This is a genomic window from Nonomuraea turkmeniaca (assembly GCF_005889735.1).
Taxonomy (GTDB): domain Bacteria; phylum Actinomycetota; class Actinomycetes; order Streptosporangiales; family Streptosporangiaceae; genus Nonomuraea; species Nonomuraea turkmeniaca.
The window spans coordinates 83,817-110,647 of sequence record NZ_VCKY01000004.1; the positions used below are offsets into that span (position 1 = coordinate 83,817).

Annotated in this window: 25 protein-coding genes; 10 read left to right on the forward strand and 15 right to left on the reverse strand. The window is 70.5% G+C overall.

Annotated features, from left to right (window positions below; genetic code table 11):
• Positions 1 to 12 precede the first annotated feature (12 nt).
• Positions 13 to 747, forward strand: a complete 735-nt coding sequence (locus ETD86_RS02180; protein ID WP_246147530.1) for a sulfite exporter TauE/SafE family protein — start codon at positions 13 to 15, stop codon at positions 745 to 747.
• Here the strand turns inward: ETD86_RS02180 and ETD86_RS02185 are convergent, their stop codons facing one another.
• From ETD86_RS02185 to ETD86_RS02205, 5 genes are all read right to left on the reverse strand, one after another.
• Positions 748 to 1,623, reverse strand: coding sequence for a carbohydrate ABC transporter permease (locus ETD86_RS02185; RefSeq protein ID WP_211369771.1), 876 nt, complete (start codon positions 1,621 to 1,623; stop codon positions 748 to 750).
• Positions 1,620 to 2,543, reverse strand: coding sequence for a carbohydrate ABC transporter permease (locus ETD86_RS02190; protein WP_211369772.1), 924 nt, complete (start codon positions 2,541 to 2,543; stop codon positions 1,620 to 1,622). Before ETD86_RS02190 ends, ETD86_RS02185 begins: the two co-directional genes overlap by 4 nt.
• A gap of 62 nt (positions 2,544 to 2,605) precedes the next feature.
• Positions 2,606 to 3,925, reverse strand: a complete 1,320-nt coding sequence (locus ETD86_RS02195) for an extracellular solute-binding protein (protein WP_138664364.1) — start codon at positions 3,923 to 3,925, stop codon at positions 2,606 to 2,608.
• A gap of 18 nt (positions 3,926 to 3,943) precedes the next feature.
• Positions 3,944 to 6,043 carry an alpha-galactosidase gene (locus tag ETD86_RS02200; protein WP_170222831.1) on the reverse strand — a complete coding sequence of 700 codons (2,100 nt, stop codon included), beginning with the start codon at positions 6,041 to 6,043 and terminating at the stop codon, positions 3,944 to 3,946.
• A gap of 157 nt (positions 6,044 to 6,200) precedes the next feature.
• On the reverse strand, positions 6,201 to 7,220 hold the full coding sequence (locus ETD86_RS02205) for a LacI family DNA-binding transcriptional regulator (protein ID WP_170222832.1): 1,020 nt from the start codon (positions 7,218 to 7,220) through the stop codon (positions 6,201 to 6,203).
• Between the two features lie 83 nt (positions 7,221 to 7,303).
• Here ETD86_RS02205 and ETD86_RS02210 point away from each other — a divergent pair, with 83 nt between their 5' ends.
• On the forward strand, positions 7,304 to 8,191 hold the full coding sequence (locus ETD86_RS02210; RefSeq protein WP_138664366.1) for a DNA-3-methyladenine glycosylase family protein: 888 nt from the start codon (positions 7,304 to 7,306) through the stop codon (positions 8,189 to 8,191).
• Positions 8,192 to 8,234: 43 nt separating this feature from the next.
• Positions 8,235 to 8,654, forward strand: a complete 420-nt coding sequence (locus ETD86_RS02215; protein ID WP_138664367.1) for a CoA-binding protein — start codon at positions 8,235 to 8,237, stop codon at positions 8,652 to 8,654.
• 253 nt (positions 8,655 to 8,907) lie between these two features.
• Here the strand turns inward: ETD86_RS02215 and ETD86_RS02220 are convergent, their stop codons facing one another.
• Complete coding sequence (locus ETD86_RS02220; RefSeq protein WP_138664368.1) at positions 8,908 to 9,516, reverse strand: hypothetical protein; 609 nt, start codon at positions 9,514 to 9,516, stop codon at positions 8,908 to 8,910.
• A 382-nt stretch (positions 9,517 to 9,898) separates the two neighbouring features.
• Here ETD86_RS02220 and ETD86_RS02225 point away from each other — a divergent pair, with 382 nt between their 5' ends.
• Positions 9,899 to 11,062: an NAD(P)/FAD-dependent oxidoreductase gene (locus ETD86_RS02225; RefSeq protein WP_211369773.1), complete on the forward strand. Its 1,164-nt coding sequence runs from the start codon at positions 9,899 to 9,901 to the stop codon at positions 11,060 to 11,062.
• Between the two features lie 4 nt (positions 11,063 to 11,066).
• On the opposite strand, the gene ETD86_RS02230 is transcribed toward ETD86_RS02225, so the two are convergent.
• From ETD86_RS02230 to ETD86_RS02240, 3 genes are read right to left on the reverse strand one after another with little or no spacing between them, the layout of a single operon-like run.
• Positions 11,067 to 11,735 (reverse strand): alpha/beta fold hydrolase, encoded by a 669-nt coding sequence (locus ETD86_RS02230; protein WP_138664369.1) that lies wholly within the window; start codon positions 11,733 to 11,735, stop codon positions 11,067 to 11,069.
• Positions 11,732 to 12,967, reverse strand: a complete 1,236-nt coding sequence (locus ETD86_RS02235; RefSeq protein ID WP_246147532.1) for a YbfB/YjiJ family MFS transporter — start codon at positions 12,965 to 12,967, stop codon at positions 11,732 to 11,734. Before ETD86_RS02235 ends, ETD86_RS02230 begins: the two co-directional genes overlap by 4 nt.
• Positions 12,958 to 13,788 carry an alpha/beta hydrolase family protein gene (locus tag ETD86_RS02240; RefSeq protein ID WP_138664370.1) on the reverse strand — a complete coding sequence of 277 codons (831 nt, stop codon included), beginning with the start codon at positions 13,786 to 13,788 and terminating at the stop codon, positions 12,958 to 12,960. Before ETD86_RS02240 ends, ETD86_RS02235 begins: the two co-directional genes overlap by 10 nt.
• Before the next feature lie 79 nt (positions 13,789 to 13,867).
• Here ETD86_RS02240 and ETD86_RS02245 point away from each other — a divergent pair, with 79 nt between their 5' ends.
• Complete coding sequence (locus ETD86_RS02245; RefSeq protein ID WP_138664371.1) at positions 13,868 to 14,464, forward strand: TetR/AcrR family transcriptional regulator; 597 nt, start codon at positions 13,868 to 13,870, stop codon at positions 14,462 to 14,464.
• Positions 14,465 to 14,655: 191 nt separating this feature from the next.
• Here the strand turns inward: ETD86_RS02245 and ETD86_RS02250 are convergent, their stop codons facing one another.
• Positions 14,656 to 15,390 carry a maleylpyruvate isomerase family mycothiol-dependent enzyme gene (locus tag ETD86_RS02250; protein ID WP_138664372.1) on the reverse strand — a complete coding sequence of 245 codons (735 nt, stop codon included), beginning with the start codon at positions 15,388 to 15,390 and terminating at the stop codon, positions 14,656 to 14,658.
• A 140-nt stretch (positions 15,391 to 15,530) separates the two neighbouring features.
• On the opposite strand from ETD86_RS02250, the gene ETD86_RS02255 reads away from it, so the two are divergent.
• A complete protein-coding gene (locus tag ETD86_RS02255) occupies positions 15,531 to 16,598 on the forward strand; it encodes a trypsin-like serine peptidase (RefSeq protein ID WP_138664373.1) in 1,068 nt (355 codons plus the stop codon).
• A gap of 323 nt (positions 16,599 to 16,921) precedes the next feature.
• Here the strand turns inward: ETD86_RS02255 and ETD86_RS02265 are convergent, their stop codons facing one another.
• Both ETD86_RS02265 and ETD86_RS02270 read right to left on the reverse strand, forming a co-directional pair.
• Positions 16,922 to 18,574, reverse strand: coding sequence for an FAD-binding dehydrogenase (locus ETD86_RS02265; RefSeq protein ID WP_138664374.1), 1,653 nt, complete (start codon positions 18,572 to 18,574; stop codon positions 16,922 to 16,924).
• 22 nt (positions 18,575 to 18,596) lie between these two features.
• On the reverse strand, positions 18,597 to 19,367 hold the full coding sequence (locus tag ETD86_RS02270) for a SigB/SigF/SigG family RNA polymerase sigma factor (protein ID WP_138664375.1): 771 nt from the start codon (positions 19,365 to 19,367) through the stop codon (positions 18,597 to 18,599).
• Positions 19,368 to 19,647: 280 nt separating this feature from the next.
• Between ETD86_RS02270 and ETD86_RS02275 the strand changes: the two genes are divergently transcribed.
• Positions 19,648 to 20,766, forward strand: a complete 1,119-nt coding sequence (locus ETD86_RS02275; RefSeq protein WP_138664376.1) for a uroporphyrinogen decarboxylase/cobalamine-independent methonine synthase family protein — start codon at positions 19,648 to 19,650, stop codon at positions 20,764 to 20,766.
• Positions 20,767 to 21,028: 262 nt separating this feature from the next.
• Here ETD86_RS02275 and ETD86_RS02280 read toward each other — a convergent pair whose 3' ends face one another.
• Positions 21,029 to 21,361, reverse strand: coding sequence for a helix-turn-helix transcriptional regulator (locus ETD86_RS02280; protein ID WP_138664377.1), 333 nt, complete (start codon positions 21,359 to 21,361; stop codon positions 21,029 to 21,031).
• A 206-nt stretch (positions 21,362 to 21,567) separates the two neighbouring features.
• On the opposite strand from ETD86_RS02280, the gene ETD86_RS02285 reads away from it, so the two are divergent.
• Complete coding sequence (locus tag ETD86_RS02285) at positions 21,568 to 21,846, forward strand: hypothetical protein (RefSeq protein WP_138664378.1); 279 nt, start codon at positions 21,568 to 21,570, stop codon at positions 21,844 to 21,846.
• Positions 21,847 to 21,848: 2 nt separating this feature from the next.
• Here the strand turns inward: ETD86_RS02285 and ETD86_RS54755 are convergent, their stop codons facing one another.
• Positions 21,849 to 22,178, reverse strand: coding sequence for an STAS domain-containing protein (locus ETD86_RS54755; protein WP_170222833.1), 330 nt, complete (start codon positions 22,176 to 22,178; stop codon positions 21,849 to 21,851).
• Positions 22,179 to 22,389: 211 nt separating this feature from the next.
• On the opposite strand from ETD86_RS54755, the gene ETD86_RS02295 reads away from it, so the two are divergent.
• The gene (locus ETD86_RS02295; RefSeq protein ID WP_138664380.1) at positions 22,390 to 24,297 is read left to right on the forward strand and encodes a primary-amine oxidase; all 1,908 of its coding nucleotides are present in this window, start codon (positions 22,390 to 22,392) and stop codon (positions 24,295 to 24,297) included.
• Between the two features lie 446 nt (positions 24,298 to 24,743).
• Here the strand turns inward: ETD86_RS02295 and ETD86_RS02305 are convergent, their stop codons facing one another.
• Positions 24,744 to 26,075: an MFS transporter gene (locus tag ETD86_RS02305; RefSeq protein WP_138664381.1), complete on the reverse strand. Its 1,332-nt coding sequence runs from the start codon at positions 26,073 to 26,075 to the stop codon at positions 24,744 to 24,746.
• A gap of 196 nt (positions 26,076 to 26,271) precedes the next feature.
• Here ETD86_RS02305 and ETD86_RS54760 point away from each other — a divergent pair, with 196 nt between their 5' ends.
• Positions 26,272 to 26,775, forward strand: a complete 504-nt coding sequence (locus ETD86_RS54760; protein ID WP_170222834.1) for a hypothetical protein — start codon at positions 26,272 to 26,274, stop codon at positions 26,773 to 26,775.
• The last annotated feature ends 56 nt before the right edge of the window (positions 26,776 to 26,831 follow it).

Consider the following 26,831-nt stretch of genomic DNA (forward strand, 5'->3'; position numbering starts at 1 on the left):
GATCTTCTCTCCGTGGCCCTGCTGATCGCAGCAGGGCTGGGCTCCGGCCTGGCCGGCTCCATCGGCGGGCTCGCCTCGCTGGTCAGCTATCCGGCGCTGCTCGCCTTCGGGCTGCCACCGGTCGTCGCCAACGTCACCAACACCGTGGCGATGTTCTCCACCACCGTCGGCACCGCCGCGGGCTCCCGCCAGGAGCTGCGCGGCCACGGCCGGCGCGTCGCCAAGCTGGTCGTCGTGGCCGCCATCGGCGGCACGGCCGGAGCCTGGCTGCTGCTGGCCACCCCGGCCAAGGCGTTCGAGTTCGCCGCCCCGTTGCTCATCGCGTTCGGCTCGGCGCTGCTGCTGGCCAGGGACCCGCTGCGGCGCCTGGCCGACGCGCGGGCGCCCAAGACCGCCTCGTTCCTGCCGCTGGCCGTGGCCGTGGCGCTGGTCGGCGTGTACGGCGGCTACTTCGGCGCGGCCTCCGGCGTCATCATGCTGGCCGTGCTCTGCGCCGGCGTCACCGAGCCGCTGCCGGTCACCAACGCGGTCAAGAACATGGCCACCGGCGCCGCCAACATCACGGCCGCCGTCGCGTACGCGTTCCTGGCCCCGGTTCACTGGCTGGCCGCCGGTGCGCTGTCGTGCGGCTGCCTGGTGGGCAGCTGGCTCGGCCCGAAGGTCGTGCGGCGGCTGCCGGAGCGCCCGCTGCGTTTCGCCATCGCCCTGGCCGGCCTCGGCCTGGCCGTGAGCCTGTGGATGGCGTGACTACTTCACCGCCCCACCCGTGATGCCGGAGATGATCTTCCGCTGGGCGACCGCGAAGACGATCAGCAGCGGCAGGCTCATCAGGATGATGTAGGCGAAGATCAGGTGCCAGTTGTTGAGGTAGAGCCCCGCGTTGGCGACCTGGAACAGGTTCAGCGGCAGCGTGTCGAGCCGGCCGCCGATGACGAAGAACGCGTAGAAGACGTCGTTCCACACGTACAGGCAGATGAGGATGGTCGCGGTGGCCAGCACCGGCCGCAGCAGCGGCAGGATGACCGACACGAACACCCGCACGGGCCCCGCACCGTCCATGCGAGCGGCCTCTTCGAGCGACAGCGGCACGGTGCGGACGAAGCCGGTGACGAAGAAGATCACGGTGGACATGTAGATGCCGGTGTAGACGCCGATCATGCCGACCGGGCTGCCGGCCAGGCCGAGCTGGCGCAGCAGCAGCACGATGGTGACGACGGCGGGCGGCAGCACGATGCCGCTGATCGCCAGTGCGTACAACACGGCGTTGAGCCTGCTCGTGCGGCGGGCCAGCACCCAGGAGGCCATCGAGCCGAGCGTCAGCACCAGCGCCACGGACGGCGCGACGACGAGCAGGCTGCCGAAGAACGCCGTGGGGACCTCCCCCTGCTGCCAGACCTGGGCGAGGTTGTCCCACAACTGCCACTGCGACGGCAGGGACAGGTCCGGCGAGAGGGCCTCGCCCTGCGACTTGCCCGCGGTGACGACGACCAGCCACAGCGGCATGCCCATCACGAGGCCGACGAGCACGACGACGGCGAAGGGCCGTAGCCGGGCGGCGATCCCGCGCGAGCCCGGCGCGGGCACGCGGCTGCGCACCGTACTGCCGAAGACTTGAACTGTCACAGGATTTCCTCCCTCTTGCGCAGAATCCGGATGACGGGGAACGCCAGCAGGGCCACCATGAGGAACAACACCAGGCTCATGGTCGTGGCCTGCGCGAACAGCCCCTGGCCGAACGTGCGGTAGATGAAGATGTTGAGGATCTCGGTGCTGCGTGCGGGCCCGCCGCCGGTGAGCGCCTGGACGATGTCGAAGCCGTTCATGGAGCCGAGCAGCGACGTGGCGACGTTGAACGTGACGGCCGGAGCCAGCAGGGGGAAGCGGACCGACCAGAACGCCTGCCAGCCGGAGGCGCCGTCGATGCGGGCGGCCTCGGTGACGTCCTCGGGGATGGTCTTGAGCCCGGCCAGGTAGATGAGCATGGACAGGCCCATCCATTTCCAGGCGTGGATGACCGCGGCCAGCACGAGCGTCCAGGTGGTGCTGCCCAGCCAGGCGATGCTCACCTGCTGCCCGGTCAGCGCCGACAGCAGATCGTTGACGCTGCCGTCCGGCTTGAGCAGGGCCTGGAAGACGTACCCGACGGCCAGCGCGGACATCAGCACGGGGACGAGGAAGACCAGGCGCGCGGCACGGTTGAGCCAGGTGTCCTTCTCCAGCAGCACGGCCAGGCCGAACCCGAACAGGTTCTGGAAGAGCGCGACGAGGGCCGCGTAGATCACGGTGATGCGCAGCGCGCCGAACAGCGTGCCGTCCGACAGCAGGAAGCTGAAGTTGTCGAATCCGACGGGGCGGATGTCGCTCTTGAAGCTGGACCAGTCGGTGAAGGCGTAGATGAAGTTGAAGACGGTCGGCAGGAAGAAGAAGACGAAAAGGATCGCGAACGCCGGGACGAGGAACCACATCGGGTGGGTGTGACGCCTGGTGGACGCCGGGGCACGGCGCGTGGCAGCGAGCGTGAGCGTCTCCTGACCGATGGGCACGAGGCGGCTCCTAGAGGGGAGGGCGGGAGGCCGTGCGGGCCTCCCGCCGGGCGGTACGTGGGTCAGAAGCCGGAGGCTCCGGCGGCCTTGGCGAGCTGGGCGAACTGCTTCTGCGTCGCGGCGGCCACCTGCTCGGGCGTCAGGCTACCGGTGATCATGTCGGCCAGGTTGAGGTACAGGTCCGGGTTGGCCACGGCGAGGGCCTGCATGGACCCGACCGAGGCGCCGACCGACTCGTGCACGTCCAGCAGCGCCTGCGGCACGCCGTCGGGGGCAGGCACGTCGCTGCGCAGCGACACGGTCTTCCGGTCGGCCACGAAGCCCTGGTAGCCGGGGCCCATCCAGTACGCGAGCAGCTGCCGCGCGGCGGCCTCCCGCTTGGCGTCGCCGGTGCGGAAGGCGACCAGCGCGTTCGACTGGTCGGGGATGAACGTGCCGACGTTGCCGGACGGCGAGATCGGGAAGAAGCCGATCTTCTTGTCCAGCTCCGCCGTGTCGGCCTTGGCCTGGAGTTGGCCGAAGAACGAGTTCACCTGCATGGCCATGGCGGCCTTGCCGGACAGCAGCGCCTCGCCCTGGTCCTCGAACTTCGCGGTCTTGATGTCGGAGTTGAACAACCCCTCGTCGATCAGCGACTTGTACTTCTTGATCGCGTCCAGGATCGTCTTGTCCTCGAACGTCTCCTTGCCGGTGTTGACCCGATCCCAGAGACCGTCCTTGGCGGCGTCGGCGAGCTGCACCTGCACCCACCACTGGGTGGCCCACTTGTCACCGGCCATCTCGAAGAACGGCGTGACGCCCTTGCCCTTGAGCTTGCGCCCGACCTCGACCAGCTCGTCGAAGCTCTTCGGCGTCTCGGTGATGCCGTTGGCCGCGAAGACCTCCTTGTTGTAGTAGACGCCCTCGACGGCCGGGCTCGTGATCAACGCGGCGTAGCGGGTCTTGTCCAGCAGGCCTGTGATGTCACGCAGCTCAGGCGCCATGGTGGACACCCACGGAGCGCCGTCGAGCGGCTGGAGGTTGGAGCGGGCGTTGAGCGCGGTCAGCATGGAGGCCGTGGGCTGCCAGAAGGCCAGGTCGGGCTTGTCGCCGGTGGCCACCTTGGTCTGCACGCCCTGCTCGTACGGGTCCGGGATGGTGACGACCTCGACCTTGGCCCCGGTGGCCTGGGTGAAGGCGTCGGTCACGGCCTTGGGCACGGTGTTGCTGTTCTGAGCTGCCCAGATGGTGAGCGTGACCCCGTCCAGGCGGGCGGTGGGCGAGGGCCAGGCGGCGGGGGTGCTGCCGGCGGCCGGTGCGGCGGGCCCGGCGGCGGGGTCGCTGCAGGCGGTGAGTGCCAGGGCGGCCGCGGCCGCGACCGCGGTGAACGCTGCGAGTCTCACGGTGAGCTCCTTTGCGGGTCAGAGAGGGCGGAGCCGGAGGATGCGGGCGGTGGTTGCTGGAAGCGTGGTGGTGACGGTGAGCTCGGCGGTCCGCGGGTTCCACGTGTGCGTCCAGCCGTTCGCCGCCTCGGGGTAGGCGACCTCCACGCCCAGGTCCCGCCCCGCCAGGTGGGGCAGGGAGAGCACGGTGGTGTCCATGGCGCCGGGCCGGCGCCAGATCCCCAGGTGGGTGGTGTCCCCGGCACGCAGGCCGAGGGCGAGCCACGGGTCGTCCCAGCCGGGCAGGCCGAGCGGCCAGCACGGCGTGGCACGAAGCAGGTCCGGGCGAAGGCTCTGGTGGAGCCGGACACCCTCCCTGACCAGGGCGAACTGCTGCGGGATCATCCTATGCAGGTTGCCGGACAGGTAGAGACGGCCAAGAATGCCCGTGACCATGGTGAAGGCGATCTCCTCGTCCGCCATCTCGGGCTGGGGGTACGCCCAGTTGGCGGCCTGCTCGGGCAGCAGCGACAGCGGCGCGGCCACCGCGATCGGCGGGTAGCGCAGGAAGTCCTGCTGGTCGCTGGTGGACTGCAGCTGCATGCGGGTCAGCAGCGCGTAGTCCATGCGCATCGCGCCGGAGCCGCAGTTCTCCAGCACCAGGTGGGGGTGCCGGTCCAGGACGCCCTCCAGCCAGGCCAGGTGGGCCCGGTTGTGGGCGAGCAGCCCGGCGCCGACGCTGGTGGCGTCCCGGTCGGTGCCCGAGCCGGGATTGATGTTGTAGTCGAGCTTGAAGTAGCCGACACCCAGCTCTTCCACCAGCCGGTCCACCACCTGGTCGAGATGCCCGGCGGCGGCGGGGTGGCGCAGGTCCAGGTGGTAGCGGCCGTGCTCGGCGACGCGCTCGCCGCCGCGCTGGAGGAACGCCTCGGCGGGCAGCTTGTCGGCCATCGGGCTGCGGACGCCGATCACCTCCGGCTCCAGCCACAGGCCGGGAGTCAGGCCGCGGCTCGCGATGTGGGCCAGCACCTCCTCCAGCCCGTTGGGGAAACGGGTCTGGGAGGGCTGCCACTCGCCGACGCTGTCCCACCAGTCGCCTCCGTCGTCGTACCAGCCGGCGTCGACGCAGAAGACCTCCGCCCCGGCCGCGGCGGCCGCGTCGATCAGCGGCAGCAGCTTCTCCGTGGTGGGGTCGCCCATCAGCGTGTTCATGTAGTCGTTGAACACCACCGGCAGCGTGGCCCGGTCGGGGTGCGGGCGCAGCAGCGCGCGCCGGTGCGCGGTCATCGCCGCCGCCGCGCCCTCCACGCCGTCGTCCGAGACGGCGATCGAGACGGGCACGGTGGTGAAGGACTCGCCGGGCGCGAGCAGCTCGCTCCACTGGTGGTCCAGGTCGGTCGGGCCGGACAGGGCGACGTACACGCCGTCCATCCGGTCGCCGGTCTCCCACCGCCAGGGGCCGTTGTGCTCGATCTGCCACAACCAGGTCTGGCCGGTGCGCCGGTCGGTCAGCCCGCCCATCGGCACGTGCTCCCCGCTGGACCAGGTGCCGGTGCTGGTCAGGGCGAACACGCCCTTCCCGTGCTGACCGTGGCCCGCCAGGCCGAGGTCGGGTACGTGCTCACGCAACGGCCGCCGGGACCAGCGGCTCTCCCCCAGCCATTCGCTGCTCGCCCGCATCACGTCGAGCTCGCTCACCGGGCGGCCGAGGAAACCCGCCGCGAAGGAGGTGACCGCCAGCAGCAGCACGGGTTTGTCGCCGTGGTTGGTCACCTTGACGTGGGTCTGGATCGCGGACACACCCTCGATCGAGCGCATCGTCAGCTCCGCGTCCAGCCCCGAGGTCTCGTCCCGCAAGCGGACGCGCAGCTCTCGCCAATCTCCGTCGCTCGACTGGTCGGAGCCCGCGTACCGCAGCCGGCAGCCCACCGCCGTCTCCGACAGCCGCTGCGAGGCGCGTCCCCGGCCCTGGCCGGGGATCAGCACCTCCACCAGCGGCTGCGTCACCCGCGCCGGCGCGCCGGCCGGACCGGCCGACAACGCGCGCAGCGCCACCGGGCGATCCGGGTGGATCTCCACGACGGCGTCGAGGCCGGCATGGCCCCAGCGCAGGGTTTGCGCAACGTCAGCAGGCTTCAAGATCTCTCCTCAGGTACCGCGGCACAGCCATTTGTGACCGGTCACATTCACCGTTGGCGCTAGTGTGAGCGGTCACACGACCAGAAGAAAAGGTTCTTTGCGGGATCGTTACGCGCGGGTTTCCGGAAGGGGGCGGCGCGCGCCGGGGGCGGCGCGATCAGGGACGGGGCGGCGGCGCGGTCGACTCTCGCACCACGAGGGACGGCGGCACGAGGACAGGTTCGGGCTGCGCCTGGCCGGTCAGCTCGGCCACGGCCGCGTGGAAACAGGCCCGGCCCAGGCCGGCGAAGTCCATCCGCACCGTGGTCAGCGCAGGAGTCGCGTACGCCGAGCCCGGGATGTCGTCGAACCCGACGATGCTCACGTCACCGGGAACGTCCTTGCCCGCGTCGTACAACGCGCGCCGAACCCCCTGGGCGATGTCGTCGTTGCCGCACAGGATCGCGGTGACCTCTGGCTCGGCGGCCAGCCGCCGCCCCGCCGCGTAGGCGGACTTGATGTCCCACCCGCAACCCAGCACCTCGGGGACCTCCGCCCCGCCCTGCGCCAGCGCGTCCCGCCAGCCGGCGAGCCGGCCGCCCGGGCCGCCCTCGGACGGGATCGCCACGTGGTGGACGGTGCGATGGCCCAGCTCCAAGAGGTGCCTCGTGGCGTCGGCGGCGGCCCGCCGCTCGTCCAGGGCGATCGCGACCCGACCCCGGTCGGGCGCGGCCGGCTCGACCACGGCGACGGCCGGTACGTCGTCCGGCAGCGCCTCCAGCACCGCGATGCCCATCGGATCCCACGCGATCACCACCACGCCGCCCGCGCTGGCGTCGCTGACGTAGTCCACCGCCTGCTTCACCTCGGCGGGCGCGGCCGACTCCACGACCCGGATGCCCATGGCCAGGCCCTCGGCACGGGCGGCCTCCTCCATGCCCTGCAGCGTGGTGGCGTAGCCGTACAGCACGGTGTTGGACGTGACCACGGTGATGCCGCGGGCGCGGCCGAGGCTCAGCGCGCGCGCCGCCCGGCTGGGCCGGAAGCCGAGCCGCTCGATGGCCGCCAGGACGGCGGTGCGCGTCTCCGGCCGCACGCGCGGGGAGTCGTTGAGCACGCGGGAGACGGTCTGATAGGAGACCCCCGCGGCGGCGGCGACGTCCCGGATGCTGGGCACGGATCGAGGGCTTGGGCTCACGGTCACATGGTAGGGCGGGGCGTGAACCGGGGCGCCGCGCGGCCATCTCGTGCCGTACTGCTCGCGACGCCTACCATACGCGCATGACCACGCACGGCTTCACGCTCACCGCCGAGGGCCCGTTCGACTTCGGCGCCTCGCTGCGATTCGTCGAGGACTGGCCGGCGACCAGCGTGCTGCCCTCGGACGGGCAGGCGCTGCGCTTCGCGTTCTGCGCGGAGTCCGACTGGCTGCCGATCGGCGTCACCGTCACCGGCGTGCCGGGCGGGGTGTCCGTGGCCACGACGCGGGCCACGGGGCCCGGGATCCGGGGCGAGGTGGCGCGGATCCTCTCCCTCGACGTGGACGGCGCCGGCTTCGCCAAGCTGGGCGAGGCGGACCCGGTCCTCGGCGACCTGCTGCGACGCCGTCCCGGCCTGCGGCCGGTGTGCTTCTGGAGCCCGTGGGAGGCGGCGTGCTGGGCGGTGATCGTCCAGCGGTCGTCGATGCTCATCGCCTCCCGGATCAAGCAGCGCATCGCCGAACGGTACGGCGCGCGGGTGACCGTGGACGGGCACACCTACGCGGCCTTCCCGCCGCCCGTGACGTTGCTGGAGGCGGGCGGCCTGGGACTGCCCGCGCAGAAGGAGGAGTGGGTGCGCGGCCTCGCCCGCGCGGCGCTGGACGGGCTGCTCACCGCCGAGCACCTGCGTTCGCTCGGCCCCGAGGAGGCGCTGGCCGAGCTGCGTGGCCTGCCCGGCGTGGGGCCGTTCTCCGCGGGGCTGATCCTCATTCGCGGTGCGGGGGCGCCGGACGCGTTCCCCGGCGACGAGCCGCGCCTGTTCGCGATCCTGCGCGAGGCGTACGGGCTGCCGGAGGACGCGCCGCCGTCCGCCTACCGGAGGCTGGCCGACACGTGGCGGCCCTACCGCTCATGGGCCTCATTCCTGTTCCGGGCGTCCGCGTACGGCGTCATGGACGACCGCGATTGACGTTGGGCAGGAAGTTACGCGGGGCCGGGCTTGTTGCCCTGGCATGGACAATCGCTACGCGGATGAGAAGGTCATCCAGCGCCTGCTCGGCCAGGCGCAGACGTGGGCTTTCGTGGGTCTCGGCAACCACCCGGGGCGTACGGCGTACGACCAGGCGCGCCTGCTCCAGTCGCGAGGCAGGCGGATCATCCCCGTCCACCCCGCCGCCGAGACCGTGCTGGGCGAGCCGGGGTACGCGTCACTGTCCGACGTACCGGCGAAAGTGGACGTCGTCGCGGTTTACCGGCGTTCCGAGTACGCGGGAAAGGCGGTGGACGAGGCGATCGCCGCGGGCGCCGGGGCGGTCTGGCTGCCGCTTGACGTCGTCGACGTGGCCGCGGCCGAGCGCGCTCGCGACGCCGGCCTCGACGTCGTCATGAACCGTTGCCCAGGTGTCGAATGGGCATTGCGCCGGCCATCGTAGGCCAAGCCTCGGACGAGGCCATCCTCCACCGGGTAGTGTGGCTGTTTGGGGGGTATGTCCGAGTTCGCATCGGGACTCCCTCGGCAGCTCCACCGTCTCCAGAGGAGCAAATCCATGATTCTCAACCGTGCGATGACGGCCGCCCGGATTTGCCTCGCCGTGCCTCGCCTGGCAGATCCGTTCCCGGATCCGAACAGCGATTCCACCGGTCAGGGGTCACGCCGCCGGCGTCGCCGCCGGTGACTCCCTCTGGTCACTTCTTCGATATCACGCGCCCCTTGAACGTCGGGTGCTTGGTCTCCCAGTACCGCCAGCCTTCGACCCTCGCGGGCACGTTGGCGATGCCCCGGCCGATCGCGACGTGGCGGCAGTTGTTCAGCACTCGCCATGCCGACCAGCCGATACGGTAGCCGAGCACCCGGTACCACATGTTGCCGTACATGCCCTTGCTGATCTCCTGGGTGTACTCGTGCCCGGTGAAGACCATGTGCCGCTCCTCGAGGTGAGGAATGCCCAGCCTCCGTAGCTCGCGGACGATTTCACCGGTAGTGAAGGGGTGCGGCTCCGAGACGGACTTGGTCTTCTCGTTCTCGGTCTCGAGGAACGCGAGGACTTCGTGTTCCCGCGTGACCGACACCGTCATGGAGCCACCGGGGCCGTCGATGAAGCGGGTGCGGGGAACGAAGAAGTTCCTCGGCGACAGCCGGTGGTGCTTGAAGAACACCCGCGGCTGGCATTCACCGTGATCGCGAAGAGCATGCTCGAAACGGTGCTCGAAATGAAGCTTGTCATCGTCGTCGTCGTTGGCGGCCGCGCTGGTCGTCAGAGCGGCGACCAGAGCGACTGCGAGCGAGCCGCTCATGGCCAGTTTTGTCACTCTCCTCAGCGAGTGACGAGGCTTCGGCCGGTCGGGAGTTGGCGTAAACATGTGCTGTTCCTTCCGAAAATGCGACCTCACGGCCACAGGGCGGAATGCGGCTCGCGACCAGCGAGCCGACGAGACCTGCACGATGTTTACAGTTGCCGCGTTTCACGCCGCATCGCCACACCGAAGCTGATTTTCCGGGGTACGGAAAGAATCGGTGAGGAATTATCAATTGGCAGGTCTCACCGCCACTTTCCGGGAGTCCGCGCTATCCGCCCCCTGCGGGGTGCTCCCGCGCAAACCGGCAGCGTCTACCGCTTCCTCCCGGTCTGTCCGATCCGCGATGCTGGATCAGGTAACCGGCGAAAGGAACCGATCCATGCACGAGACCGGACGTGTGCTGCCCCCACATGCCTCGGCGGTCATCATCGGCGGCGGCGCCATGGGCGTCAGCTCGGCGTACGCGCTGGCCGCGGCCGGGGTACACGACCTGGTCCTGATCGACAAGGGGCCGCTGGGCTCGGGCTCCACCTCGAAGGCGGCCGGGGGCGTGCGCGCGCAGTTCTCCGACCGGGTCAACATCGAGCTCGCCGTACGCAGCTTGGAGACGTTCGAGACCTTCGCCGACCGCTTCGGGCAGGAGATCGACCTGCACAAGCCCGGCTACCTGTTCCTGCTCGACTCGCCGGAGTCGGTCGCGGAGTTCGAGAAGAATGTGGCAGTCCAGAACGACCTGGGCGTGCCCAGCCGGATGATCTCGGTGCGGGAGGCCGCGGAGTTGTCACCGCTGATCGACACCGGAGGGCTGCTCGCCGCCGCTTACTCCCCCACCGACGGTCACTGCACCCCCGAGTCCGTGGTGCTCGGCTACGCGGGCGCGGCCCGGCGGCTGGGCGCGCGGCTGCTGCCCAACTGCGCCGCCACCGGCATCGAGACCGTGGACGGGCGTGTCGTCGCGGTCCTGACCGAGGGCGGCCGCATCGAGACCGACACCGTGATCTGCGCGGCCGGCGCCTGGTCACGGGCGATCGGCGCATGGGTGGGCGTGGACCTGCCGGTGACCCCGCTGCGCAGGCAGATTCTCGTCACCGAGCCGATTCCCGATCTGCCGGCGACCGCGTTCACCATCGACTTCGGCACCACGTTCTACTTCCACCGCGAGGGCCCGGGACTGCTGCTCGGCATGTCCGACCCCGACGAGACCCCGGGGTTCAAGCTGGACCGCTCCGACGCCTGGCTGCCGCGGCTGGGCGAGGCCATGGCCCGCCGCGCCCCGGCGCTGATGGAGACCGGCATCGCCGGCGGGTGGGCCGGCCTGTACGAGGTGACGCCGGACCACAACGCGCTCATCGGCACCGCTCCGGGCGTCGACCGGTTCCTTTACGCCACCGGCTTCTCCGGCCACGGCTTCCTGATGAGCCCGGCCGTCGGGGAGGTGGTCCGGGACCTCTACCTGGGCCGGGCGCCGTTCGTGGACGTCACCGGCTTCGACGCCGGCCGGTTCGCCCTGGCGGGGGCCAGGCCCGAGCTGAACATCGTCTGATCGGTCAGCCGCCGATCTCGAGCAGGATTTTCAGGAGGTCCTGCGGGGCGTCCCGCATGAGGTTGTGCCCGCTGTCGAGCGCGAACGTGGTCCATGAGGGCTCCGCGCGCAGCCGCTGGTAGGTGGGGGTGAACGGCGATTGGTCCGCCCACCCCGCCGCGTACACGTAGACGGTGCGCCGGAGGCGCGCCCCGGCCCCGGTGATCCGGAGCGGCTGGAGGAGCGAGGCGAGCGGGTGGGGCGTGGCTCGGGGGTCGAAGAAGGGCAGGGGACGCACGGCGTCACCTGTCTCCACCACGTCCAGGTACCACTGCCGCTCCCGGTCGGAGACCAGGCTCCACATGGAGTCGCCGTGCCCCGGCACGACGGCGTCCAGGTAGACCAGCGAGTCCACCCGGTCCGGCAGGCGGTCGGCGACGCCGGTGATCACCATCCCCCCGTAGCTGTGGCCGACCAGCACCGCGTCCTGGATGTCCGCGGCCGCCAGCACGCCGGTCACGTCCTGGATGTGGGTCTCCAGGTTCACTCCGCCGTGCCGCAGATGGCTGCGCTCGCTGAGCCCGGTCAAGGTCAGCGGGTACGCGTGGTGCCCGTGGCGGCGCACCTGTTCGGTGAGCTGCTCGAAGCACCAGCCGCCATGACACATGCCGGGAACCAGAACAAAGGTGGTCACTGCCGTTCTCCTTCTCTCGCGGTCGTGGGTGCGGGGTGCGTACGGCCTGCGGTGGCGGCGATCGCGGCCGCCACCGCGCACAGGATCGCGGTCCAGGCCGGTGCGGCGTCGGTCGAGGTGTGATCGGCGAGCATGCCGGCGATCCACGGCCCGGCGGTCTGGCCGGCCGCGAACAAGGTGGTGAAGGCCGCCAGCGTGGCCGTCCAGCCGGCCGGCGGGGTGCCGTTCTTGATGAGCGCGGTCACGGCGGCGGGAACGGCCATGAACGTCGCCCCGTAGACCGCCGCGGAGGCGAGGATGACCGGCAGCGCCGATGACACCAGGGCGAGCGCCGCTCCACCGGCGAGAACGGCGAGCAGCGCGGCGAGGGCTCGGCCACCCGCCCAGTGGGTGATGGGACGGCTCCACAGGGAGGGCGCCACCACGACGGCCACCCCCAGGACCGTCCACGTGAGCGTCACCTGCGCGACCGGCATGTGCCGGTCCGCGAGGTAGGCGGACAGGTACGTGATGTAGGTGATGTAGCCGGCGGCGAACAGCAGATAGGCCAGGGCGATCCGCCAGACCGGGCGCATTCGCGCTCGCCCGGCGGTGGCGGCCGGCGCCCCCTTGCCCTCGCCGAAGTCCTCGCCCAAGTCCGCTCGCAAGTCCGCGGCAGAGTCCTCTCGCAAGTCCGCAGGAGAGTCCGCGGCAGACCAGCTGACCAGCGTCGCCAGCCCGGCGGCCACGCTGAGACCGGCCCAGGCGAGCTGCCAGCGATCACCCAGCGCCGGGATGGTCGCGCCGCTGAACACGATGCCCAGCCCCGCGCCGGCGAAGTAGACGGTGATGGGCACGCCGGAGGAGATCTCGGTGGCGATGCGCGCCGCGATCACCCCGCCGGCGATGAACACCAATGCCCCTGCCGCCCCGGCGACGGCCCGAGCGGTCAGCAGCGCCAGTTGGTCACCGCCGGCCGCGGTGGTGGCGAGCGCCAGGGTGGTGAGGACCATTCCCCAGCGGAAGGTGCCGGCGGTGCCCAGCCGGCGCCGGACGACGGGGGTCACCAGCGCGCCGAGGAGGTAGCCGAGCCCGTTCGCGGCGCTCATCACCCCGGCTTCCGCGAGGCTCCAGTGCAGGCCGTCACGCATGGCGGGGACGAGCAGTCCGTACGCGAAGCGCGCGAGCCCGAGCGCCGCAGCCGTGCCGAGCGCCAGCCGCAGCGCCTGCCAGTGCGCCGGCTTCACGGGCACCGCGCCAGGAAGCTCAAGATCGTGCGGGCCAGCGTCACGCGGTGGTCCGACAGAGCATGGTCGGTTTCGAAGACATGGTGTTCGAAATGCTTGATGGGTTGTGCCTGGTATGCCGCGACGAGCGGTTCGTGATGCACGTCGCACGGGGTGACGGGGTCGAGGCCGGTGCCGATGAGGAGCACCGGGCGGTCCGCCAGCGGCGGCGCGAGCCTGTCCAGCCGCCACGATTCGCCGGCCGTCTCCATCTCGGCGACGAGCGCCTCCCCGCTGGTGCCTCGAAGCGGGCCGAGCTCACCGGCGAACGCCTCGACATAGCTCTCCCGGAGGCTCGGGTCGGCGCGGCAGCGCGCCGCCACCGCGCCGAAGTCGAACCCGGCCACCGACGCGACCGCGGCGATGGACGGGTGCGCCGCCGCGGTCATCAGCGCGGCGAAGCCGCCGAGACTGTGCCCGATCAGCACCACCCGCCGCGGATCAAGCCGGTGAGCGGCCGCGAGGTCCTGGTCGCGCAGGCCGGTTACGACCGCTGCCGCGTCCTCGAGGACGTGTCCCCACGACCACGAACCACCGACGCCCCACGAGCCGCGATAGTGGAACACCAAGGACGCATGGCCCGCACGGCGCAGGGCCTGCGCGAGATCGAAGTTGCGCTCGTTGCCGGGGAATCCGTGCAGGAGCACGACCACCGGGTGCGGCCCCCGGCCGGCCGGCACGTGCAGGACGCCCAGCAAGGTCTCGCCGCCGCTCTCGAAGGTCAGCGCGGGGGTGACGGCGGGAAAGGCGGGGTCACGCGGAGGGTCGGTGGCAAGCGGGTCCGTCATCGAAGGCCTCTTAGATCGAACCGATCGGTACGATCCCTGACGCTAGCAGCCAATCGAACCGATCGGTACCATCTATCGCATGCCCGTCGCCAAAGGCTCGACGATCGACCCGGCCCGCACCCGCGCCGCCGTCCTCGAAGCGGCCACCCCGGTGCTGTACGAACGCGGACTCGACGGCATCGGCGTCGCCGAGCTGTGTGCCCGCATCGGGGTGTCCAAGGAGACGCTCTACCGGCACTTCGGCACCAAGGACGGCCTCGTGCAGGCCATCCTGGAGGCGCGCAGCGAGCGGCTGACCGGCTGGCTGACCGAGGCCGTCGCGGCGGCCGGAGACGCCCCCCACGACCAGCTGGCCGCGGTCTTCGACGCCCTCCAGCGGTGGTACGAGAGGCCGGCCTTCCGCGGCTGCGCGATGGTGAACGCGTCCGCCCAGCACCACGACGATGCCGTGCGCGCCATCACCGCCCGGCATCTGGACCGCTACCTGGACCTTCTCACCGGCATCGCCGCCCGCGCCGGAGCCGCCGACCCGGGCGCCCTAGGCCGCCAGCTGCTCATGCTGGTCGAGGGCGCGACCATCGTCGCCGCCCACCACCGCACGGCCGACACGGCCGGCCAGGCCCGCCACGCCGCCCTCACCCTGCTGTCAGCCGCCTCTGCGCCTGACCCTCCCTGACCTCCCCCGTTTTTCCCTCACCCCTCGCCCCGGCCACGAGCCGGCGCGCGGGGCCAAGGGCCGCGCGCCGGACCACCGGCCGAATCCCTCAGGGGCCGGTGAGGTGGCCGTGGGCGACGATATGGGAGGCGCGGCGGCGGTCGCGGGGATCACTTCCTTGATGACCTCACCCCACCGCCGGCAGGAAGGGCTCAGGCCGCGTAGTTGCGGACGACCCGCAGGGCGTCGGCGGCGCGCGGGCCTTCGGCGGTGAGGCCGGTCTGCTCGGGCGCGAGCCGGCGGGCGCCGACCCGGCAGAACTCCGAGGCCAGGCCGGTGATGCGGTTCGGGGCGTCCGGGTCGCCGAAGGTCCAGCGGGCTCCGTCCGGTGCGGTGAGCTCGCAGCAGACCGGGGCGTCGGGGAGGCCTTCGACGGCGAAGGCGTACTGCAGCGTACGGTGGGCCAGCCAGGCCACATGCCGCAGCCGCGCCGTGTCCGGGTAGGCGACGCCCAGCGGGAGCGTGATGTCGAGGGCGTGGGCCCAGTGCTCGGCGATCCTGGTCGTGGCCAGGGTGCGGGGCGACAGCGGCGTCCTGACCCAGGACAGACGCGTGCCCGGCGGATGGGCGCGGAGCGCGTCAGGAGTGGCGAAGGCGGCCTTGCGCCAGCGGGCCAGCAGGTCGGCCGGCGGCATCCCGCGCTCGGCGGCGACCATCTCGTCGGCCAGTCCGTCCACGGTGGTCCCCGTGGAGGGGAGGAAGGCCGTCCCTGCCGTGATGGACTGGCCGGTGACCGCTTCTTCGGTCTGCGCGAGGTGCAGGACGACGTCGGAGACGGTCCAGCCCGCCGCCGCGGAGGGGTGAGCCCACTGCTCCGGGGTCAAGGACTCCAATGCCGCGTCCAGCTGGCGGTATTCCGCAGCGAGATCGTCGAAGATGTCCGCCATCGCCTCATCATACAGAACTTTGTTCGGCACGGAGCCGGCTCGCGACGGACGCTGCCATACCCAGATGCGCATACTTTGAGGCAGATCGACAGCTCCGTACGTACCTCTGAGCGCAACTATCCGGTTTCGGGAGGTACGTAATGCACCGCAGAGTCGCCCTGCTCTCCGCCGTCGCGCTCACCGTGGCAGGCGCACTGATCCCCGGGGGCGCGGCCCAGGCCAGCGCCTCGACCGGCCTCGATCCCAGGCGGCCCGTCGAATGGTCCGGCGCCGACTCCTGGTCGGAGCGCAGGACCGTCCTGCAGTACTGGACACCGCAGCGCATGCTGGCGGCCCAGCCTTTGGGCGCGCCCGCGCCACGACGCACCAGCCAGTGGGACGACCCGACCCAGGGCAACCCCTGGGCGACCCGCGGCGCCGCGTCCACCACCACAACCCGGCGCACCCCATGGACCTACGGCACCCAGGGCGCCGCGTGGTCGGTCCGGGGCGTCTCCGCTCAGCGGACCCTGGTGCCCAACAGTCCCGGACTGCGGTGGACCGACGGCGGCGCGGTCGCGCGCACTGTCGGGCGGGTGTTCTTCACCACGGCGGAAGGCCGCAACTCCTCCTGCTCCGGCACGGCCGTGACCAGCGCGAACGAGAGCGTCGTGATCACGGCGGGGCACTGCGTGAAGCTGAACGGCGCCGCGCACCGCAACTGGGTGTTCGTCCCCGGGTTCGACAACGGCCGGCGGCCGTTCGGCACCTGGACAGCCACGAGGCTGCTCACCACCCAGCAGTGGAACGCTCGAGAGGACATCAACTTCGACGTCGCCGCGGCCGTGGTGGCGCCGCTGCAGGGGCGCACGCTGACGGACGTCGTGGGCGGGCAGGGAGTGGCGTTCAACCAGCCCAGGCGGCAGCAGATGTACTCCTTCGGCTATCCGGCGGCGGCGCCGTTCGACGGGTCGCGGCTGATCTACTGCAGCGGGCGCGCGATCGACGACACCGTCATGACCAGCGACCTGGGGCTGCGGTGCAACATGACCGGCGGGTCCAGCGGCGGGCCCTGGTTCCAGGGGTTCGACGAGTCGACCGGGCAGGGCTGGCTGAACTCGGTCAACAGCTTCAAGTACAACTTCGCGCCGAACTTCATGTTCGGCCCCTTCTTCGGGAACGAGGCAATGACGGTCTACCAGGCCGCGCAGAGCACCAACGCGCTCTGACCCGTCTACTCCCGGGGCGTCTGGCTGCGGTAGGAGTGGCCGAGCTCCGGGCCGACCCGCCCGCGACGCCCGGCCGTACCCGTTCGGCCCGTGCCTCCAGCTGGATGGAGCACTCGGCGACCCGCGGCGGTCGTACCGTGTCGGACGGTTCGGCCCGCAACCCCGCCGCGCCGAACTCGTCCGGCTCGAAGCGGCAGCCGTGCGGCTTGCTCGGGGGCACGGGAGGGCGGCCGGTGAGGGGCGCCAGCCGCTCCACCGCCGCCCGCTGGTGCGGCGCGGGCAGGCCCGGACCCGGCGCCCGCCCGAGGTCGGCGTCCCCCCCGTCAGCCGCCCGCGGCGCGGCCCGCCTGGCGGCCGGAGAACAGGCAGCCTCCGAGGAACGTGCCCTCCAGCGCGTTGTACCCGTGCACCCCGCCGCCACCGAACCCGGCCACCTCCCCTGCCGCGAACAACCCCTCGACCGGTCGTCCGTCCCGGCCCAGCGCCCGCGACTCCAGGTCGGTCTGGATGCCGCCGAGCGTCTTGCGGGTGAGCACGTGCAGCTTGACGCCGATCAGCGGACCGGCGGCCGGGTCGAGGAGCCGGTGCGGCGTGGCGACGCGCCCCAGCCGGTCGCCGACGTAGCGGCGGGCGTTGCGGATGCCCTGGACCTGGGCGTCCTTGCTGTAAGGGTTGGCCAGTTGCAGGTCGCGTGCCACGATCTGGCGGCGGACGAGGCCGAGGTCGAGCAGCGGCTCCTTGGTCAGCTCGTTCATCCGGGCCACCAGGTCCTCCACGGTGGAGGCGATGACGAAGTCCGCGCCGTGCCGTTTGAACGCCTCCACCGGGGCGGGCGCGCCCTTGCCTACCAGCCGCTCCTTGAGGAAGGCCCGCCGGTCCTTGCGCGTGATGTCGGGGTTCTGCTCCGAGCCCGACAGCGCGAACTCCTTCTCGATGATCTTCTGGGTGAGCACGAACCACGAGTGGTCGTGCCCGGTGCCGCGCAGGTGCCGTAGCGTGCTCATCGTGTCGTAGCCGGGCAGGCACGGGTCCGGCAGCCGCCGGCCCAGTGCGTCGAGCCACAGGGAGGAAGGGCCTGGCAGGATGCGGATGCCGTGTCCCGGCCAGACCGGGTCCCAGTTGCGCACGCCCTCGGTGTAGTGCCACATGCGGTCCCGGTTGACCAGCCGCGCCCCCGCCTGGGCGCTGATCTCCAGCATGCGCCCGTCCACGTGGGCGGGCACGCCCGTGAGCATGCTCTCCGGCGCGGGGCCGAGCCGCTCGGGCCAGTAGCGGCGTACCAGATCGTGGTCTCCGCCGATCCCGCCGCTCGTGACGATCACGGCGGGGGCGGCGAGCTCGAACTCGCCGATCCGCTCGCGGCTGGACGTGACGCCGCGCGGCGAGTCGTCCTCGGCCAGCAGCGTGCCGCGGACGCCCTGGACGGCGCCGCCCGACACGATCAGCTCGTCGACCCGGTGGCGGTGGTGGAAGGTGACCAGCCCCTCGGCGGCGGCCTGCCGGACCTTTCGGACGAACGGCTCCAGCACGCCGGGCCCGGTGCCCCACGCGACGTGGAATCGCGGCACCGAGTTGCCGTGCCCGTCGGCGCGCAGGCCGCCGCGTTCGGCCCAGCCGACGGTGGGCAGCAGCTTGACGCCGAGTCGGTCGAGCCAGGCACGCTTCTCGCCGGAGGCGAACTCCACGTACGCCCGCGCCCACTGGACCGCCCAGCAGTCCTCGTCCTCGAGGCGGTCGAACCCGGCGCTGCCCTGCCAGTCGCTCCAGGCCAGCTCGAAGGAGTCGCGAACGCCGAGCCGTCGCTGCTCCGGCGAGTTCACCAGGAACAGCCCGCCGAAGGACCAGTGGGCCTGGCCGCCGAGGTTGGCCGCGTTCTCCTGGTCGAGCAGGAGGACCTTCTTGCCCTTGGCGACGAGTTCGGAGGTCGCCACCAGCCCGGCCAGGCCGGCTCCGACGACGATGACATCAGCGTTCATGCATGGAGGGTACCGAGCCCGCTCAGTCCTGCAGTTGCGCGCGCAGCTTGGCGAGCACCGCACGCAGGATGCGGGACACGTGCATCTGCGAGATCCCGAACTCGGCGGCGATCTCGGACTGGGTCATGTTGCCGTAGAAGCGCATGAGGAGGATGTTCCGTTCCCGGTCCGGCAGCGCGTCGATGAGCGGCTTGATCGCCTGCGCGCCCAGCATGTCGTCGAGCGTGTCGTCCTGCGCGGGCAGGAAGTCGCCCAGGTCCGCCGCGTCCTCCTCACCGCCGACCGGCGCGTCCAGCGACAGCGTGTTGTACGCCGCCGACGCGTCGAGCGTGAGCAGCACGTCCTCCTCCGAGATGCCCATCTTGACGGCCAGCTCCGCGACGGTCGGCGCGTGGCCCAGCGTCTGCGTGAGCTCGGCGGTGGCCTTGTTCAGCTCCAGACGGCGCTCCTGGTAAACACGCGGCACTCTGATCGCCCAGGTACGGTCCCGGAAGTGCCGCTTGACCTCGCCCACCATCGTGATCATCGCGTAGCCGCGGAACTCGTGCCCAAGCTCGGGGTCGAAGCCGTTGATGGCCTTCATCAGGCCGACGTACGCGGCCTGGCGCAGGTCCTCCATGGGCTCGCCGCGGTGGTAGTAGCGGCGCGTGACATCGTTGACCAGACCCGCGTACATGTCCACCAGACGCTCGCGGATACGGATCTTCTGCAGGTCAGAGGTGCCCGGTTGGTTCATCTCCGCCAGCAGCTGCTCGGCGGTCATCTCTTCGAAGGTGATTTCCAGGACTGCCATCCGATACTCCAAGAGTAAGCCTCAGGCGCCCCCGCGCATGGAAAAAGCCCAGGCAGAGGCACACCACGTTTGACGCGTGAAGTGAAGCCCTCTGCTGGACTTCGAGATCAGTGGTTCCCAACAGATCCTGATTTATCTCCATATTAGGTCACGAAAAGATCACGGCGCAAGGAGAGGTGGACGACCCTGCCCCGCTGGCGGAGAGTGGCGGGTGGACTCTCACCTCACGGCCGGCGCGGGCGCCATCGGTCTCCCGCGTCCCTGACATGGAGGAGGAAGCATGCCCGCGATCCACCACGCCGAGCACGTCGGGAGCCTGCTGCGTCCGCCCGAGCTGCTGCAGGCCAGGGAGGCGCGCGAAAGAGGCGAGCTGAACGGCGAGCACGTGGCGAAGCTGGAGGACGACGCGGCGCTGGCCGCGATCCGGCTGCAGCGCGAGGCCGGGATCGAGGTCTTCACCGACGGGGAGGTGCGGCGGGCCACCTGGATGGCCGGCCTGCTGGAGTCGCTGGGCGGGGTGGTGCCCGTGGCGGCGCCCAACTCGATGTGGTTCAGGGACGACGGCATGCCGCCGCCCGAGGAGACCGCTTTCCAGATGGTGGCCGCGAACGACAAGGTCACCCAGAAGGCGCAGCTCACCGCGGTCGAGGCCGACTTCATGGCCCGGCACGCACCCGGCCAGTTCAAGATCACGATGATGAGCTCCTCCATGGGGACCCTCCTGTGGCGGCCGGACCTCAGCCGGACCGTCTACCCCACGCCCGACGACATGATGCGCGACCTCGTCGCCCTGCGGATCAAGGAGATCGAGAACCTGCTGGGCCACGGGGTGAACTGGATCCAACTGGACTCCCTGAGCTACAACATGGTGATCGACCTGGACTTCCGAGCGCGTATGTTGGGGCCCGATGCCCCGGCCCCGGAGGCCATCCTCGACGCGACGGTCACGATCGACGCCGAACTGGTGCGCGCGACCAAGGCCATGGACCCCGACGTCACGGTCGGGATGCACATCTGCAGGGGCAACAACCGCAGCGCGTGGATGTCCTCCGGCGGCTACGAGCCGATCGCCGAACGGCTGTTCGGCGAGGTCCCGGTGGACCGGTTCCTGCTCGAGTACGACACCGAACGGGCCGGCGGGTTCGAGCCGCTCCGGTTCGTCCCGCAGGGCACCACCGTCGTCCTCGGGCTGATCTCCTCCAAGATCCCGCGGCTGGAGTCGCAGGACGACCTGCGCCGCCGGATCGACGAGGCGGCCAAGTACGTGCCGCTGGAGAACCTCGCGATCAGCCCGCAGTGCGGCTTCGCCTCCACGGCCAGGGGCAACCTGCTGACGGTGGACGAGGAGCGGCGCAAGCTGGAGCTGGTCGTGGACACCGCCCAGAAGGTGTGGGGCTGAGCGGCGCCAGGCGATCGCTTTGAGGTCGAGCACCCAGAGGGTGTCACCCGCGCTCTACGCCACCAGCGTCCGGCCGCCGTGGAGGTGGAACTCGTCCTCGACGGCGGCCGAGTCCGGCGGGGCGAACCCGGCGGACACAACTGCTCCACCCCCGCCAGCCCCTCAGGAGCACAGGACGCACGAGCGGCCCCGAACTGTTGCGTCCTCAGCTCAGTGTGCGCGTCCTCCGGCGTCCGCTCCATACGCGGACGACGACCCTTCCTCACCGGGAATCGAGCGACTGGTCCGGTGAGAGGTCGTGCTGGGTGAACATGTCGATGAGGAGGCGGACGGGCAGGTTGGCCTCGGTCGGGTAGCGGAAGCTCTGATCGAGGTTGAGGACGTAGTGGTTACGCCGCCCCACCCGCTCGCGCGTCAGGTAGCCGGCCTCGTGCAGGTCGGTCACGATGCCCTGCACGGCGCGTTCGGTGATGCCGATGCTGGCGGCGATGTCACGTAGCCGGACCTCGGGATCGCGGGCGATCTCCAGCAGAACCCGGGCATGGTGGGTCAGGAAGGTCCAGGAGGAGGAAGAACGATCGTGGTATCTGCTCACGGATTCTCACGCTCCTGACCTCGCGTAGGCGCCCAGTCCTTCCACCGAGACGTGCGGCTCATTTCCTGAAGATCCTATAGCGAACTCGTCTTCTGGCATCCGCCTTGCGGACTGGTGTTCCCGGCGGCTGCCGGATGTTTCTGTGCCCGAAGCCGGGTATGACCTTGTTCCGGGTGACGATCGTACCGGGCCGAAAGGAGCCCCATATGGAACAGCCGGGTATCGACAGCCGGCGGATCGGCGAGCCCACCGGGCACGTCTCCTGCACGCCGGCTCCGGCCGCCCAGCTATTCGAGATCACCGTGCTCGACTCCACCGGCGAGGACGGGCTGGGCCGCTGGCACACGATCGGGTGGGGCGTCGACCGGGTGCATGCCGACAGCATCGCCGAGTCGTTCGTCAACCGGCCGGTGTGCCCGTACGACGTGGCGCAGATCCGGCACAACGGGCGTCTGGTCGGCGAGCACCGCCGCCCGGCCGAGTAGGCCTACGAGGACCGGCTCTCCTCGAAAGGGCGCAGCCCCATGAGCTGCATCAGGCGGGCCATCTGGGGCGGAGTGTTGCGTACGCGGGTGTCGCCCTGCTCGGCAAAGGCCGTCAGCACCCGGACTCCCGTGATGTCGATGAAGCCGACCCGGCCGACGTCGACGACGAACCGGTCGTCGATCCGCCGGGCCTGCTCCAGCGCACGCAGCAATTCGGCGCTGTTGGTCCTGTCGATCTCCCCGACGATCTGGATCAGCGATGGGCCGGACATCAGGGTGCAGGTGACCCGCACGAGGTGATCGACGTACAACAGCTGGTCAGTCGTCGTCATGGTGTCGTCCGCCTTGAGCTGGGGTCTGTTCAAGGTAACTTGCGATGAAGAATACCGGAAAAAGATTTCCGTAGAAAGTCTTCGCACATACGTCTCCGGCTCCACCCCCGCAGGCGTGTCCCGAACCCGGGTGGAACGGCGGCGGCCCCGGGGCCGAAGAAGAGGGTGAACCATGCTGAACCCCCCGGACGGCGGCGAAGGAGCCCACGACATGACCGCCCACCCCCTCGACCGGCTCACGGCCGGCGAGATCCGGCACAACCGCTCGATCCTGGTCCACGCGGGCCTGGTGGGGCCGGACACCCGGTTCCCGCTCGTCCAGTTGCGCGAGCCGCCCAAGAGCGAGGTGCTCGCGTTCACCGGCACGGCCCCGCCGGACCGTCAGGTGCTCAGCGTCCTGCTCGACACCGTGACCGGCGCCTGTGTGGAGACCGTGGTCTCGCTCAGCCAGGACAAGCTGGTGAGCAAGCGGGACGTCGACCCGGCCGCCGAGGGCCAGCCGCCCATCATGATCGAGGAGTACGCGCTCACCGATGAGATCGTCAAGGCCGATCCCGGATGGCGGGCGGCGATGGCCCGCCGCGGCATCACCGACCTGGACCTGGCCTGCCCCTGCCCGCTCTCGGCCGGGAGTTTCGACCTGCCCGGCGAGCGGGGCCGGCGGCTGCTGCGGGTGCTCACGTTCGTCAAGCACCGCCCCGAGGACCACCCGTGGGCACATCCGGTGGACGGCCTCGTCGCGTACGTCGACCTGATCGAGCGGCGGGTCATCGAGCTCCTCGATCACCGGCTCGCGCCCGTGCCGGCCGAAGAGGGCAACTTCGACGACGAGAGCGTGGTCGGCCCGCCGCGTGCCACGCTCAGGCCCATCGAGATCACCCAGCCCGAGGGACCGAGCCACACCGTCGACGGCGACGTGATCGAGTGGGCCAACTGGCGGCTGCGGATCGGCTTCGACGTGCGCGAGGGCCTGGTGCTGCACCAGCTGTCGTTCCGCGACGGCGAGCGCGAGCGCCCCGTGCTCTACCGGGCCTCGATCGCCGAGATGGTGGTCCCGTACGCGGACCCGAGCCCGATCAGGTTCTGGCAGAACTACTTCGACGCCGGCGAGTACTGCCTGGGCAAGATGGCCAACTCGCTGGTCCTGGGCTGCGACTGCCTCGGCGAGATCACCTACTTCGACGCCGTCATGGCCGACGACCACGGCGAGCCGCTCACGATCCCGAACGCCGTCTGCGTGCACGAGGAAGACCAGGGCGTGTTGTGGAAGCACAGCGACCTGTTCACGGGGTCGGCCGAGACCCGCCGCGCCCGCCGCCTCGTCCTGTCCTATTTCGCCACCGTCGGCAACTACGACTACGGCTTCTACTGGTACCTCTATCTGGACGGCAGCATCACGTTCGAGTGCAAGTCGACCGGTGTGCTGTTCACCTCGTCCTACGAGGACGGCCGGTACGCCACCGAGGTCGCGCCCGGGCTCGGCGCGCCCTACCACCAGCACCTGTTCTGCGCCCGCCTCGACCTGACGGTCGACGGGGTGACGAACGCCGTGGACGAGGTCGAGATCACCCCCGTCGAGGCCGGCCCGGGCAACCCGTACGGCAACGCGTTCACCACGACGGCGACCCGGCTGCGTACCGAGGCCGAGGCGGCCCGGCTGGCCGCGCCGGGCACGGGGCGATCCTGGCACATCAGCAACCCGGCCGTGGTCAACCGGCTCGGCCGGCCCGTGGCGTACGCGTTGACACCGCAGGGCCGGCCGGCGCTGCTGGCTGCCGAGACGTCGTCGATCGCGCGCCGCGCCGCGTTCGCCACCAAACACCTCTGGGTGACCAGGTACGACAGCGCGGAGCGCTACCCGGCCGGCGACTACGTCAACCAGAGCCCTGGGCATGGCGGGCTGCCGGCGTGGGTGGCGCGGGACCGGGACATCGACGGCGCGGACATCGTGGTGTGGCACACGTTCGGGCTCACGCACGTGCCGCGCGTGGAGGACTGGCCGGTCATGCCCGCCGACAGTTGCGGCTTCACCTTGAAGCCCGTCGGCTTCTTCGACCGGAACCCGGCACTGGACCTGCCGAGACCGGCAGGCCACCACTGCGATCCGGCGGGCTCCTAGAGCGTGGTGTCCACGCTCAGGGCCGAATCCAGCGCCAACGTAGCCACCGCCAGGGTGAGGAAGACCGTCGCCAGGTAGAACTGCGGCGAGTAGTCGCTCACCCGGAGGTGGGTGTAGAGGGCGCAGACGAAGTACAGGATCAGGCCGGCCGCATGACGGGCTTGAGCCGGGTCATGGCCGCGAACCCGGAGAACGTGTTGAAGGCGATCGTCACCGCGGCCGTGACGATGTGGGCGGTCGACATGGTGTCAGCTCCCCGTGCCTCGTCAGGCCTTGGAAGGCCGCGGCATGGTCTCCGGCGCCGCCGGTCGCTCCGGTAACCAGGATCTTCATGTCATCTCCCTCGTTCGCTGAGTGACGTGCACCCTTGAGAGGAGTCCTGGCTGCCGGAGTGTGACGTGCGTGCCGCGAATGTGAGCTGGGCCTCAGTCTCCGCCCAGGCCGGCTCAGCCCTTCGAGGGTTGCGGCTCGTCGTACTCGACCGCGTAGTCGTACTGCGACCGGTCCTTCAGCGCGATCGCCGCCGCCACACTGATCAACGCGCAGATCGCCATGTAGATCGCGATGGCCAGCGAACTCTGGTACGTCGCGTACAGCCAGACGGCGATCAGCGGCGCCGGCCCGCCCGCTGTGACCGACGCCAGCTGGTAGCCCAGCGAGGCGCCGCTGTAGCGCAGGCGGCCGGTGAAGCTCTCGGCGATGAACGTGGCCTGCGGGCCGTACTGGATGTCGTGGATCGGCGCGGCCAGCACGATGGCCAGGAAGATCAGCGACGGGACGCGGGTGTCCAGCAGGGGCCAGTAGATGAAGGACCAGACGACCATGACGGCGGCGCCCACGATGTAGAGGCGCCGGCGGCCCACGATGTCCGAGATGTAGCCCCAGAACGGCACGGTGAACAGCGACACGACGCCCGCGACGATCACGTACGTGTAGACGTCGCCGGCCGCGAGCCCCAGGGTCTTGGTGGCGTACGTCAGGATGAAGACGGTGAAGATGTAGAACGGCGCCTGCTGGCCGGTGCGCAGGAGCGCGCTCAGCAGGATCTCCCGCCAGTTCCTGACGATGACCTCGCGCACGGGGACCCGCTCGACCTTGTTCTCCGCGAGGACCTTGGCGAAGACCGGGGTCTCCAGGATGCCGAGCCTGATGTACAGCCCGACCCCGGCCATCACGATGCTGAGCAGGAACGGGATGCGCCAGCCCCAGTAGGGGTCGATCGGCTGGAAGATCTGCAGCGCCAGGTAGCCGAGCACGAGACCGACCGGGACGCCGAACTGCGGCCAGCTGCCGAGGAACCCGCGCCGCCCGCCACGCGACTTGCCCCACTCGGTGGCGAGCAGGACGGAGCCGCCCCATTCGCCGCCGACGCTGATGCCCTGCAGCAGGCGCAGCAGCGTCAGCAGGATGCCGCCCCAGATGCCGATCTGCTCGTACGTCGGCACCAGGCCCACGAGCGCGGTGGCCACGCCCATGGTGAGCAGTGTGATGATCAGGGTGGCCTTGCGGCCGATGCGGTCACCGTAGTGGCCGAAGATCGCCGCGCCGATCGGGCGGGCGGCGAAGCCGCCGAAGTAGGTGCCGAGCGCGAGCAGCAGGCCCGTGGTCGGATCGCTCTTCGGGAAGAACAGCTGCGCGAAGATGGTGCTGGCCGCGAAGCCGTACAGGAAGAAGTCATACCATTCGATCGAGGTGCCCACGGCCGAGGCGATCACCGCCCGGACCAGCTGTCGTCTCTTTTCCTGGCCTGTGGCGTCGAGCGCCTGCTCCTCAACCATCTACCGCTCCTCGGTAGGGTCCCGCTTTCCCGTGACGTTACCTGAAGTGCCGTTGACGGTCACGAGGCAGATTTCGCGGGAAATGGTATGTCCGGCTCGGCCGGTGGCGTCGGGGCTTCGGCGACGGCTGGGTTCGGGGGGGAGCTGACGGGTAGCGGAGCGGCAACGAGGGGTGATGAGAGGGGAGGGCCGTGCGATGCGTCCCATCGCTTCTGCCGTGCTGGTCGTGGCCTTGGCGGCCGCCGCCGGTTGCCAGGGTCATGCGGGATTCGACACCAGCGCTCAGGACCGCCCCCAGAACGAGGGGGCCAACGTCGACGCGAAGAGCACCCTGCATCTGCGTAACGTCTTCCTGCTGGGCAGCGCGGACCCGGCCTCGCCCGCCCCGCAGCAGATCCTGTACGCGGTGCTGATCAACGAAGGCTCCCGGCCGGTGCGGCTCGAGCGGATCACCGTCGACGGCGGCGGTACGGCGCAGTTGCCCGGGCCCGTCACCGTGTCGCGCAACCAGCCCGTCGGCACCGGCGCGAAGCCACTCTGCACGGTCACCGGGGTTCGCCCGCGCGGCTCCACGGTGCCGATGACGTTCGTCTTCAGCGGCAACGAAACCGTGCGCCTGAACGTGCCGATCAAGGAGAAGACCGGCCAATACGCGACGTTGACACCCTCGTTGTCGAGCATCAACCGCGCGGAGACGTAATTGGCCACCGGCTGCAGCCTTCCGCTCTGCTGGTTGTAGACGTACGAGGCCCCGGT